Source organism: Streptomyces nidicola, from assembly GCF_050106155.1.
Taxonomy (GTDB): Bacteria; Actinomycetota; Actinomycetes; order Streptomycetales; family Streptomycetaceae; genus Streptomyces.
Map to the genome: position 1 here is coordinate 5,313,463 of NZ_JBNBPI010000001.1, position 12,297 is coordinate 5,325,759.

Genomic DNA, 12,297 nt, shown 5'->3' on the forward strand with positions numbered 1-12,297 from the left:
TCGTGCCGGGGTGCTGACTGTGACCTCTGTGAATGTGAACGGGCTCCGGGCCGCCGCCAAGAAGGGCTTCGTGGAGTGGCTCGCCGAGACCTCCGCCGACGCCGTCTGCCTCCAGGAGGTGCGCGCCGAGCCGCACCAGCTGCCGGAGAACGTGCGCGAGCCCGAGGGCTGGCACGTCGTCCACGCGCCGGCCGCCGCCAAGGGCCGGGCGGGCGTCTCCCTCTATACGCGGCGCGAGCCGGAGCGGGTGCAGATCGGATTCGGCTCGGCCGAGTTCGCGGACAGCGGCCGCTACGTCGAGGTGGACCTGCCGGGCGTCACCGTCGCCAGCCTCTACCTGCCCTCCGGCGAGGTCGGCACGGAGCGCCAGGACGAGAAGATCCGCTTCATGGGGGAGTTCCTGCCCTACCTGAAGTCCCTGCGCGAGCGGGCCGCCGCCGACGGCCGCGAGGTCGTGGTCTGCGGCGACTGGAACATCGCCCACCAGGAGGCCGACCTCAAGAACTGGAAGGGCAACAAGAAGAACTCCGGCTTCCTGCCGGAGGAGCGCGCATGGCTGTCGTCCGTCTTCGAGCCCACGGACGGCGGCTACGTCGACGTGGTCCGCTCCCTGCACCCGGACGTCGAGGGCCCGTACTCGTGGTGGTCGTACCGGGGGCGGGCTTTCGACAATGACAGCGGATGGAGAATTGACCTGGCCGTGTCAACTCCTGGACTGGCCGACCGTGCCCTGAAGGCATACGTCGAGCGGGCCGCCACGCACGACGAGCGGTGGTCGGATCACGCACCCGTCACGGTCGTCTTCGACCGCTAGCGGTGCCACGCGGGGCGCCCTGCCGCGCCCCGCGTGGATCCCGGCGTCACGCGGGAATGTGCGGCGTCTCTCCCATCGTGAACGTCAGTCGTGATGTGTCCGGACCTGCGAGGCGCTCGGCGCCGCCTCCGCAGCGGCCCTTGGAGACGACGACGCGGGCGCCGGCGGCCAGTAGGTCTGTGCGGCTCACCGGCCCGGAGGCGTCTGTCGCCGCGCGGTAGCAGCCGAGTACGTAGTCCTCCAGCCAGTCCGACCGCATGGCGGCCGCTGCGGGGCACCTCAGCCCGCTCGCTGGGGCGGCGCAGACGTAGTCGCCGTACGGGTAGGGCTTGCGGGCGCGGTAGTACATGCGGCCACCGCAGGCGGCGCAGTGTGCGACACGGGTGAGGAGGGCGAAAGTCGGGCGGCGCTCGCCCCTTGTGCCGTTGGACCGGGCCTTCAGGACGTTCTGAAGGGTCTGGAACTCGCTTTCGCTCAGTACGGGTTCACCGATGAGGATCGGGCGTCCGTCCTCGCTGAGAACGGTTTGGCCGCGGTGGACGCGGTGCCCCATCAAGGAGGGGGAACGCAGCACCTTCGACAGCGTTCCCGACGTCCAGCGGAATCTGTCGAACGAGTGCCCGTGCCGAACGCCGCCGGTGGCGCGCCCCTGAAGCTGTGCGTGCCGATCGCGGGGGACGAGCACCCGCTCGTCGTTGAGCCGTCGGGCGATCGCCGACAGGGACTGCCCGGCCCGGACTTGGTCCACGATGATGCGCACGAGTCCGGAGACCTCCGTGTCGGGCGTCAGACACCATCCCGTGCCGGAGGGATGCGGTGCCTTGCGGTACCCGAAGGGGACAAGACCGCCGCCGTACCGACCCGCTGCGCGCAGAGCGTCGTGGGCGCCGGTGAGGCGGGAGGAGATCGCGCGGGACTCCTGTTCGGCGGCATAGGCCAACTCCATGGCGCGGCGGACCGTGTCGCCGTCCGCTTGGGGAGTGACGGTCAGCGGCAGCGTCTCCTCGGGATCCCCGAAGATGAGGGTGATGGCGTGCTCGCATCCCCAGGCGATCAATTGGGACATGTGCCCCACGGACCGCACGGCGCGGTCGACATGGGACCAGATGACGGCGTCGAAGCTCTCGGGGCGCTGGAGCCATGGCCCGAGGGATGGACGTTCGAAGGGAGAGACCCTGCGTGCGGAGACGCCGAGGTCGGCGGCTTCGCCGATCAAGGTGAACCCCAGCTGATCGGCGTGGTGCCGGACGGTCGCGCGCTGCCTGGCGGGGGATGTCGTCACCTTGGTGACGTAACTGAGCCGTACGGCGCCGAGTGCCCGTCGGTGCTCGACTGTCAGTGCGGGCGGGGGCGGTTGATGGCTAGGGTCGGACATGTTGGCACTCCCAGAAGTGTCGGCCACGCCCCGGGGCTGGTAGGACAGCCGCCGGGGTCTTTTCGGCTCAACTCTCGGGTGCCGAACGGGGATTCGCTCCGGATCGAAGAGAAGCCCCTCGAAGGGGTGAAGGTGGGCGAAAGGCCGCACGCGGTCCGAAGTGCTCACATGACTGGGCCCCGTCCGGATCTCCGGACGGGGCCCAGTCACGTGTGTTCAGGTGGCGTCACTGCTGGAAGCGGTCCTTGGCCTCCTGGGCGGCGTCCTGCGCCTTGTCCTTGGCCTGGTCCATGCCTTCCTTGGCGCGGTCCTGGCCTTCCTCGGACTTGCCCTCGGAGCCGCCCATGGCGTCCTTGGCCTTGTCCTGCAGCTGCTCGGCCTTGTCCTTGAACTGGTCAGAGATACCCATTTGATGCACTCCATGAAGGGTGGGGGGTGGGCCTCGACCAGACTTACATGACGACCCGATCGCCGCATTTTGATCAATGACGGGCTGTGTTCGGGACAGCGGGTGGGGCTAGGAAAGTGCAGGTCAGTGGCCTCGTGCGGCTTCGTCGGCGGCGCCGCCCGCGCCCACGAGGCCCTTGGAGACGGTGTCGAGGCGGCCCTCGAAGCGGCGCATCCGCTGCTGGCCGATGACTCCGATCGCCGCCGGCAGGTAGCCGCGTATGCCCTGCATGCCGCGGAGCCACCACTGTGCGTACACGTGGGGAGAGCGGCGCTCGATGCCCGCCACGAGGCGGTCGACCGCCGGGCCCAGCGGGTACGTCTTGTTCGACGGCCACGGCAGCTGCTGGCGCAGCTCGCGCATCACGTCGTCCTGGTCGGCACCGCGCACCATGTCGGTGTCGGTCCACGACAGGTAGCCGACGCCGACGCGTACGCCCTTGTGGCCGACCTCGGCGCGCAGGCTGTGCGCGTACGCCTCCACGCCCGACTTGGACGCGCAGTAGGCGGTCATCATCGGGGCGGGCGTGATCGCGGCGAGGGAGGCGATCTGCAGCAGGTAGCCGCGGGACTCGGCCAGTACGGGGAGGAAGGCGCGGGCCGTCACGGCGGAGCCGATGAGGTTGACCTCGATGACGCGGCGCCATGCCACCGGGTCGGAGTCGGTGAAGGGGCCGCCGGTCGCGACGCCCGCGTTGGCGATGACGATGTCGACCTTGCCGAAGCGGTCCTTGACCTCCTGGGCGACCTGCGCCATCGCCACGTGGTCCGTGACGTCCGCGTGCCACCAGTCGGCGTCGGAGTGCAGCCGTCCGGCCACCTGCTTCAGCTCGTCCGGTTCGAGCCCGACGAGCGCGATCTTCGCGCCGCGTGCCGACAGCTTGCGTGCGAGCAGTTCGCCCACGCCGCGCGCGGCTCCCGTGACGACCGCGACCTGACCTTCGAGACTGACCCTGCTCATGCGGCATCGGCCCCCTTCTGCGACTGAGACTGTGACTGTGACGGCTTTTCCGGCTGCGACTGTGCGTACTTCTGGGAGAGGTCGCGGATCTTTGCCGTGATGGCCTCGGGGGCCTCGACGGGTGTCATGTGGCCGAGGCCCGCCAGTTCGGTCAGGCCTTCGGAGTTGGGCAGTGCGGCGGCGATCCGGCGGGCGTGCGCGACCGGGGTGAGGCGGTCGGCGGTGCCGGCGATGACGGCGACCGGCATGGTCAACCCCTCGACACCGGCGTCCAGTTGGAGGTGTTCGAGTACGTGCGACCAGCCGTAGCGGACGTCGCGCGGGCAGGCGTGCACGATCCGTGCGCAGGCCTCGACCTTGTCGGCGGCCGAACCGGGGCCCATCGTCGCGTACTTGAGGACCCGCTTGCCGATCGGTGTGACGGGACCGAGCGGCGCCTTCGAGCCGAGGATCGCGCGGGTGACGCGGGTACGGAGGCCGCTCGCGCGCATCAGCGGAACCACGGTCGCCTCGGCCACGAGCTGCGAGCTTCCGGTGCTGCACAGCAGGACGGCGGCCGCGTGCTCCTGGAACTTGGGGCGCCCGGCGGCGGCCATCATCGTCATGCCGCCCATGGAGTGCCCGGCGAGCACCGCCTGCTCGCCCGGCTCCAGCGTCGCGCCGAGCACGGCCTCCAGGTCGTCGGCCAACATGTCGGTGGTGTACGGGAGTTGGGTGGCGGCCGGGCTGCGGCCGTGGCCCCGCTGGTCGTACACGATCACCCGGTGGTCGGTGGCGAGGGCGCGCACCTGTGCGGCCCAGAACGCCGTGGAGCAGGTCCAGCCGTGCGAGAGCAGCACGGCGGGGGCACCGTCGGGTCCGTGCACCTCGACGTGGAGCCGTGCCCCGTCCGCGGAGGTGACGGTCAGCTCGCGGGCGGCGACGGGCGGTGCGTACGGTCCCGTCGTCACATGGCGCATCAGACGGCTCATGCGGCGTTCACCTCGGCCTTCTTCTTGGTACGCGTCGTGGGCGCGGCCGGCTCCGCGGGAGCGCGCACCACCTCGTACTCGCCTACGTCGACATGCCGGGTGGCGTGCCGGAATTCGGTGGTCGTGCCCGGCCACACCGTCGTGTTGACCCCGTTCTCGTCGAGGTACCAGCTGTTGCAGCCGCCGGTGTTCCACACGGTGCGCTTCATGCGGTCCTGCACGCGGTTGTTCCAGCCGTTGACGGCGGTCTCGCGCGGGTTGAGGGCGACCCGGCCGCCGAGGACGTGCAGCTGCCGCATGTAGTCGGCCAGGTAGTTCAGCTGGGCCTCGATCATGAGGATCATCGAGGAGTTCCCGAGGCCGGTGTTCGGGCCGATGACGGTCATGAAGTTCGGGAATCCGGCGGCCGTGGCGCCGCGCAGTGCCTTCATGCCGTTCTTCCACGACTGCATGAGCGTGTCGCCGTCGGCGCCGATCACCCGGTCCGCGATCGGCATGTCGGTGACGTGGAAGCCGGTGCCGAAGACGATCGCGTCGACCTCGGCCTCGCTGCCGTCGGAGGCGACGAGGGTGTTCCCGCGGATCTCGCTCAGTCCGGAGGCGACGACGTCGACGTTGGGCTGGGCGAGCGCCGGGTAGTACGTGTTGGAGAGCAGGATCCGCTTGCAGCCGATGCGGTAGTCCGGGGTGAGCTTGGCGCGCAGCCCCGGGTCCTTGATCGCCCGGTGCATGTTGCGCTTGGCGAGCTGCTCGACCATGCCCAGTTCGTTCGGGTGCTTGGTGAACGCCTGGACCTGCAACTCCCGGATGCCCCACAGGAGTCCGCGGCGCGCCTGGGTGGTGAAGGGCAGCTGCCGGTGCAGCCAGCGTTCGGCGGGCGAGATGGCCCGGTCGGCGCGCGGCATCACCCACGGCGGCGTGCGCTGGAAGAGGGTGAGGTGCCCGACCTCCTTCTGGATGGCCGGAACGATCTGGATGGCGGAGGCGCCCGTGCCGATCATGGCGACGCGCTTGCCCCGCAGGTCGTAGTCGTGGTCCCACCGCGCGGAGTGGAAGACCTTGCCGGGGAAGGTGTCGAGCCCGGCGATGTCCGGCGTCTTCGGGTCGGACAGCGGTCCGGTGGCGGACACGACGACGTCGGCGGTGAGTGTCCCCTTCGCCGTGTCGATCTCCCACCACAGCTTGTCGTTGTCCCAACGCAGCTGGTTCACCTCGGAGTTGAGGCGAATGTGCGGTCGAAGCCGGAAGGTGTCGGCGACGTGTTCCAGGTACTCCCGGATGTGCTCCTGCCCGGAGAACGTCCGCGGCCAGTCGGGGTTGGGCGCGAACGAGAAGGAGTACAGGTGGGACGGGACGTCGCAGGCGCATCCCGGGTAGCTGTTGTCGCGCCAGGTCCCGCCGACCGCGTCGGCCCGCTCCAGGACCACGAAGTCGGTGATCCCCTCGCGCCGCAGCCTGACCGCCGCGCCGAGGCCGCCGAAGCCGGATCCGATCACCGCCACTCGTACGTGCTCGTGCTCCTGCTCGGCCATGCCGGCGCCTCCTTTGCCGCAGCGACTCTGCCAGTGAACACTGGCGTAATTCGGAGAGTAGAGGCTCCGCGTACTCATGGGTAGGGGTCGGGCCAAGGAAAGTTACTGCCGGTACGGCATAAGGTCTCCGGCGTGGCACAAGATGAGACGGGACCCGGAACCAAGCGCGAGTACCGCATGGAGGAGCTGGCGAAGGCGGCCGGCATCACGGTCCGCACCGTGCGCTTCTACCGTGAACGCGGGCTCATCAAGCCGCCCCGCCGCGAGGGCCGCATCGCCTGGTACGACGAGACGCACCTGGACCGGCTGCGCACCATCGCCTCGCTCCTGGACCGCGGCCACACCCTCAACGGGATCAGCGAGCTCTCCGAGGCCTTCGACCGGGGCCGCGACGTCGGCGAACTCCTCGGCATGCAGCCCACGGAGGAGGTCCCCGTCCGCCTCTCGGCCACGGAACTCGCCGACTACTTCGCCGACGATGTGACGCCCGAGAACCTCCAAGCGGCCCTGGATCTCGGATACTTGGGCATCGACGGCGAGGAGATCGTGCACATCAGCCGCCGGCTGCTCGACATCTCGGCGGCCCTGGTCCGCGAGGGCATCCCGCTGGCCGACGTCCTGGCGGCGGCCAGGCGCGTGCGCGAACACGCCGACGCCCTGGCCTCCCTCTTCACCGACCTCGTCGCCGAGCACGCCTCCGACAAGGACATCGACCGCCTGCGCCCGCTGGCGAAGGGGGTCGTGGAGGCGGAGCTGTCCCTCGCGATCGACCGCAGGCTGGACGCGTCCGACGGGTAGTCGTCCGACGGGTCACCTGGGTAGCCACCAACGGGCCTTGTAGATACCGCCGTTGACGTACCTGAAGGACCCGGCGGGCCGGTGCAGGCTCACGGTCGTCGTCCACCAGGTCTCCCCGAGCCCGCGTTCCGGCACGGTGGTGACCACTCGCCCGGTGCGCGGATCGTCCCCCACGCACTTCACGGACTTCCGGACGATCTCCGACGCCCCCGCGAAGTCCTGTACGAAGCTCCGGCTCGCGATGTCGTACTGGAACACCGACGCGGACGTCGTCACCCACATCCGCCCCGGCACCCCGGCCACGGGGAACAGGTCGTGCCCGCCGGCGGACTTCCCGGGAGTCGCGACCGGCAGGGGCACGCCGAACCGCCGCACCAGCGAGGGTCGTACGCGCGACCCCTCCACCCCGTAGGCCACCAACTCGTCGTCGCCCATGGCCCACAGCACCTCGCGCGCCCGATCCCAGTGCAGCCCGTGCGCCCCCTTCAGCTCGGCCTCGGTGTACCGCGTGGAGTGCGGACCGAGGGATGCCGCGTACAGGCGCACCCGCGCGCCCGTGCTGCACGCGACGGCGACGTTCCCGTCCGGCAGGATCTCGGCGGTGTGCGGGTTGACCAGATCGTCCCCGGGGCCGAGCGCCCCGGCCCAGTAGCGGCGCCCGCTCGGCCACTCCACCACTCCCGCGAACCCGAACGAGGCCGTGGTCAGCACGAACGTACGCCCGCGATGCCTGCGTACCTTCGCCTCGCTCGGGTACACCCAGCTGATGTCGGGCTCGACGTCGCGGTACCGGGGGTCGCCCAGGGGTGAGAACGCCCAGCGCACGACAGCGGGATCCACCGCCGGATCCCACACGCCCACCCGCGAATCCATCACCAGCAGCCGTTTGCTCGCCTGCTCGGTGATGAGAACGGGTGGCAGTCCGGGAGTCGCGGCCTCGGCTCTTCCCGTACCGCCGATTGCCAGCCCCGCCCCGATCCCCACGGCGCCGAGCAGTACCTCTCTTCGCGAACCGTACGACGAACCGCGCGACGAGCTGTGCGATGAACCGTGCGACATGAAATCCCCCTGGGTGGCAGGTAGTTGACCGCGTCATCGCCAGGTACGCGCCCAGAATCTGTCATGCCAGGGGGGGGAAGGGGTAGGCCCTCCGCAGGACATTGGTCCGGCACTGGTCCGGTGTTGGTCCTGCGGAGGCGCCGGTCAGCGCGGCGGCAGTCTCGGCCGCCTCCGGTCGGGGACGTCCGAGTAGTCCGGCGGCGTCGTCGCGCCCTGTTCCTTCAACAGGTCGAGCGCCAGCTCCACCGCGTCGTCGAGCTGGGCGTGCCGGCCCTCCGCCCAGTCGAGGGGGGTGCGCAGGGCCTCGATGTCCGGTTCCACGCCCCGGTTCTCGATGGACCAGCCGTACTGGGGGAACCAGGCCGCGTTCATCGGCACCGTGATCACCGTGCCGTCGCCGAGCTTGTGGCGTCCCGTCATGCCGACGACGCCGCCCCAGGTGCGCTGGCCCACGACCGGGCCGAGCGCGAGCAGCTTGAACGCGGCGGCGATCATGTCGCCGTCCGACGAGGTCGCCTCGTCGGCGAGCGCGACGACGGGGCCGCGCGGCGCGTTCGAGGCGTACGAGACGGCCTGCGCGTTGCGCGTCAGGTCCCAGCCGATGATCTTCCGGGTGAGTTTCTCGACGACCAGTTCGCTGATGTGGCCGCCCGCGTTGCCGCGTACGTCGACGATGAGCGCGGGCCGGGAGACCTCCATGCGCAGGTCGCGGTTGAACTGGGCCCAGCCGGATCCGCCCATGTCGGGGATGTGCAGATAGCCGCACTTGCCGCCGCTCAACTCCCGTACGACGGCGCGGCGTTTGGCCACCCAGTCCTGGTAGCGCAGCGGTCGTTCGTCGACGAGCGGGACGATGGCGACGCGGCGGGGTCGGCCGCCGCCCTCCGCGGGTGTGAAGGTCAGCTCGACGGTCGTGCCGCCGGCGCCCGCGAGCAGCGGGTACGGGCCCGTGACCGGGTCGACCGGGCGGCCGTCGACGTGGGTGAGGACGGCGCCGTCGCGGATGCCGGTGCCGGCGAGCGGGGAGCGGGCCTTGGAGTCGGAGGAGTCGCCGGGCAGGATCCGCTGGAGTGTCCAATTGCCTTCGCGGCAGACGAAGTTGGCGCCGAGGAGGCCCTGTGCGCGCTGGTAGTGCGGCGGGCCCTCGTTGCGGCGGGCGGCGGCCACGTAGGCGTGGGACGTGCCGAGTTCGCCGAGGACCTCTCGCAGGAGATCCGCGAACTCGTCGGGGGACGCGACCCGTTCGACCAGCGGACGGTACTGGTCGAGCACCGCGTCCCAGTCGATGCCGCACATGTGCGGCTCCCAGAAGTAGGCGCGGATGATGCGGCCCGCCTCGTCGTAGGCCTGCCGCCACTCGGCAGCCGGGTCGACCTCGTGCAGGATGCGGCGCAGGTCGATCCAGACGGTGGTGTCGTTGTCGCCCGCCTCCGTGGCGGGCACGGCCTCCAGTTCGCCCTCGTCGACGACGACGAGCCGGGAGCCGTCGCCGCTGACCGCGAACCAGTCCATGTGGGCGACGAGTTGGGACTTCTTCCCCTTGACCAGGTCGAAGTGTTCGAGGGTGGGCTGGGCCGAGGGGTCGGCCGGGTTGGCGAAGGTCTCGCCGAGCGCGCCCGAGATCGGCCAGCGCAGCCACACCAGGCCGCCGCCTGCGACCGCGTGCAGCGACGAGTACTTGGACGCCGAGACGGGGAACGGCACGACACGGTTGGCGAGGCCCTCGATCTCCACGGTCGGCGTGCCGTCGCCGCCCGCGTCCTCGACCGGGTCGAGGCCGCCCGCCGCCGTCCGCCCGTCGGGGGAGAGGGCGAACGGGGACGGCGTCGCGGACGACAGCGGTACGAGGTAGGGGCGGCAGCCCAGCGGGAACGACAGGTCGCCGGTGTGCACGTCGTAGACGGGGTCGAAGCCGCGCCAGGAGAGGAAGGCGAGATAGCGGCCGTCCCGCGTGAACACCGGGTTCTCGTCCTCGAAGCGGCCGTTGGTGACGTCGACGATCGTCGCCGACTCGCCCTTTCCCGGCGGGACCGCGCCGATCGCGGTGGAGCCGCCGCCCCGGTTGATCCGGGCCATCTTGATCTGCCGCAGCGAGCGGCCGATGCCCGGGTGCGACCAGGTCAGCCAGGCGCCGTCGGGGGAGAAGGCGAGGTCGCGGACGGGGCCGTTCGTGGAGCGGATCAGCTCGGTGACGGTCGGTTCCTCCAGCGGTGCCTCGCCGCCCTCGTCCTCGCCCACGTCGACGAGGAGCAGCCGCCCGTCGTTCGAGGCGATCGCGAGCCGCTCCCCGTCCGGGTCCGAGACCAGCTCCTGTACGCGGCCCAGCCGGCCGGAGGCGATCCGGCGCGGCGCCCGGTCGCCGCTGGCCCGCGGCAGGTAGGCGATCTCGACGGCGTCCTCGCCGTCGGCGTCGGTGATGTAGGCGACCTGGCCGCCCGAGCCCAGCATCTCGGGCAGGCGTACGCGCACGCCCGGGGTGTCGGCGATGGTGCGGGCGGGGCCGTCGCGGTGCGTGAGCCAGTACAGGCTGCCGCGGACGACGACGGCGCTGGCCCGGCCCGTCTCGTCGACGGAGAGCGAGTCGACGTGCTGGGCGGCGGGGACCTGGTAGCTGCGGCGCCCGGCGCGGGGGCCGCCGAGCCGGACCTTCAGCTTGCGCGGCACCGAGTCGGGGTCGAGGTCGTCGAGGATCCACAGGTCGCCCGCGCACTGGTAGACGACGCGGCTGCCGTCGGTGGTGGCGTGCCGGGCGTAGAAGGAGTCGTGGTCGGTGTGGCGGTGCAGGTCGGTGCCGTCGGGGCGGCAGGAGTAGACGTTGCCGATGCCCTCGTGGTCGGAGAGGAACGCGATGCGGCCGTCCACGAACATCGGGTCGTCGAGATGTCCGTCGAGGTCGGCGAGGATGCGCTGCCCGTGCACCCACAGCCGGCCCTGCGCGCCGCCCCGGTAGCGCTTCCAGGCGGCCGGTTCGTGCGGCGCCGTACCGGTCAGGAGCAGGGTCTGCCGCTCCCCGTCGATGTCGGCGACCTGGATGTCGGAGACCGGTCCCCAGGGGAGCTTGCCGCCGGGGGAGCCGTCGGTCGGGACGCTGTAGGCGAAGGTGAAGTACGAGAACGGCTCACCGTGCGAGGCGACCGCGAGGATGTCGCACCGGCCGTCCTTGTCGGGGGGAGTCCAGCCGCGCACCTGGGTGTCGACGCTGCCCCAGTACGTGAGCCGGCGCGCGGAGCCGCCGTCGACCGGCGCCACGTGGATCTCCGGGTCGAGGCTGCGCCACGTCGTGTACGCGATGTGCCGGCCGTCGGGGGAGAAGCGCGGGTGGCTGACCTTCGTGCGGTCGACGGTGACCCGCCAGGCCCGCGTCGAGCCGTCGAGCGGCGCGACCCACAGGTCGTCCTCGGCGGCGAAACACAGCCGATCGCCGCTGATGTGCGGGAAACGCAGGTACGCCCGGCCGTCCGCATCCTCGGTTGCCTCAGTCGCCTCAGTCACCTCCTCATGCTTTTCCGCGCCGCGGGCTCCGGCAACCGGGACTCGCCGACAAGGTGTGGCGCAGCGCACGTACGAAACGGTTTCGTTTCGCTAGCGGGCAGGGTACTTTTAGGGCGTACGAATACGGAGAGGTCGGGTGGGTGACATGGTCGCCGAGGCAACGACGCGTCGCAGCCGGATCACGCCCGAGCGCGAGGCCGAGCTGTACGGCGCCGTGCTCGAACTTCTCCGCGAGGTCGGCTACGACGCCCTGACCATGGACGCCGTGGCCACCCGGACCCGGTCGAGCAAGGCCACGCTCTACCGCCAGTGGGGCGGTAAGGCCGAGCTGGTGGTGCGGGCCCTGCGAAGTCAGAAGCCGCACTTCGACGAGGTCGACACCGGTTCGCTGCGCGGTGATCTGCATGCGATGGCCGTCCGCGAGGACGACTGTCACATGGAGCAGAACAGCGCGCTGATGCGCGGCCTGATGGTGGCCGTGCACGCCAATCCGGATCTGCTCGCGGCCTTCAAGGAGTGGATCGTCACTCCCGAGCTGTCCGGCCTCGACCGGCTGCTGCGCAGAGCGGTGGACCGGGGCGAGATCCGGGCCGACAACCCGGCGCTCGGCTACGCGCTCCACATGCTGGTCGGCGCGTTCGCGACCCGCACGCTCATCGACGAAGAGCCACCGACGCAGGAATACCTCGTCTCGTACATCGACGCTGTGGTCCTCCCCGCCCTCAGTGCCTGACCCTTTCCCAGCGCCTGACCTTCCCCACCGTTCCACCTGACGCACAACCGCTCATGTCGTCGGGCCGATCACACCTGCCCCGTTGTCCTGCTGGACCCACGACCTGACCGGGAGT

At 70.7% G+C, this 12,297-nt stretch carries 10 protein-coding genes; 3 read left to right on the forward strand and 7 right to left on the reverse strand.

Going from position 1 to position 12,297, the window contains the following annotated elements; all coding sequences use genetic code 11:
* Positions 1 to 10 precede the first annotated feature (10 nt).
* Positions 11 to 814 carry an exodeoxyribonuclease III gene (locus ACOKM3_RS24220; RefSeq protein WP_426903132.1) on the forward strand — a complete coding sequence of 268 codons (804 nt, stop codon included), beginning with the start codon at positions 11 to 13 and terminating at the stop codon, positions 812 to 814.
* A 46-nt stretch (positions 815 to 860) separates the two neighbouring features.
* Here the strand turns inward: ACOKM3_RS24220 and ACOKM3_RS24225 are convergent, their stop codons facing one another.
* The 5 genes from ACOKM3_RS24225 to ACOKM3_RS24245 form a co-directional block, all read right to left on the reverse strand.
* Positions 861 to 2,189: a recombinase family protein gene (locus tag ACOKM3_RS24225; protein ID WP_426903133.1), complete on the reverse strand. Its 1,329-nt coding sequence runs from the start codon at positions 2,187 to 2,189 to the stop codon at positions 861 to 863.
* 226 nt (positions 2,190 to 2,415) lie between these two features.
* Positions 2,416 to 2,598, reverse strand: coding sequence for a hypothetical protein (locus tag ACOKM3_RS24230; RefSeq protein ID WP_426903134.1), 183 nt, complete (start codon positions 2,596 to 2,598; stop codon positions 2,416 to 2,418).
* Positions 2,599 to 2,721: 123 nt separating this feature from the next.
* The gene (locus ACOKM3_RS24235) at positions 2,722 to 3,597 is read right to left on the reverse strand and encodes an SDR family oxidoreductase (protein WP_426903135.1); all 876 of its coding nucleotides are present in this window, start codon (positions 3,595 to 3,597) and stop codon (positions 2,722 to 2,724) included.
* A complete protein-coding gene (locus tag ACOKM3_RS24240; RefSeq protein WP_426903136.1) occupies positions 3,594 to 4,568 on the reverse strand; it encodes an alpha/beta fold hydrolase in 975 nt (324 codons plus the stop codon). Before ACOKM3_RS24240 ends, ACOKM3_RS24235 begins: the two co-directional genes overlap by 4 nt.
* Positions 4,565 to 6,100, reverse strand: coding sequence for a flavin-containing monooxygenase (locus ACOKM3_RS24245; protein WP_426903137.1), 1,536 nt, complete (start codon positions 6,098 to 6,100; stop codon positions 4,565 to 4,567). The genes ACOKM3_RS24240 and ACOKM3_RS24245 overlap by 4 nt, the downstream gene beginning before the upstream one ends.
* 177 nt (positions 6,101 to 6,277) lie before the next feature.
* Between ACOKM3_RS24245 and ACOKM3_RS24250 the strand changes: the two genes are divergently transcribed.
* A complete protein-coding gene (locus tag ACOKM3_RS24250) occupies positions 6,278 to 6,898 on the forward strand; it encodes a MerR family transcriptional regulator (protein ID WP_426906886.1) in 621 nt (206 codons plus the stop codon).
* A 12-nt stretch (positions 6,899 to 6,910) separates the two neighbouring features.
* On the opposite strand, the gene ACOKM3_RS24255 is transcribed toward ACOKM3_RS24250, so the two are convergent.
* Both ACOKM3_RS24255 and ACOKM3_RS24260 read right to left on the reverse strand, forming a co-directional pair.
* Complete coding sequence (locus ACOKM3_RS24255; RefSeq protein WP_426903138.1) at positions 6,911 to 7,957, reverse strand: DUF6528 family protein; 1,047 nt, start codon at positions 7,955 to 7,957, stop codon at positions 6,911 to 6,913.
* Between the two features lie 144 nt (positions 7,958 to 8,101).
* Positions 8,102 to 11,449, reverse strand: a complete 3,348-nt coding sequence (locus ACOKM3_RS24260; protein WP_426903139.1) for a S41 family peptidase — start codon at positions 11,447 to 11,449, stop codon at positions 8,102 to 8,104.
* A gap of 145 nt (positions 11,450 to 11,594) precedes the next feature.
* Here ACOKM3_RS24260 and ACOKM3_RS24265 point away from each other — a divergent pair, with 145 nt between their 5' ends.
* Positions 11,595 to 12,182 (forward strand): TetR/AcrR family transcriptional regulator, encoded by a 588-nt coding sequence (locus ACOKM3_RS24265; protein ID WP_426903140.1) that lies wholly within the window; start codon positions 11,595 to 11,597, stop codon positions 12,180 to 12,182.
* The last annotated feature ends 115 nt before the right edge of the window (positions 12,183 to 12,297 follow it).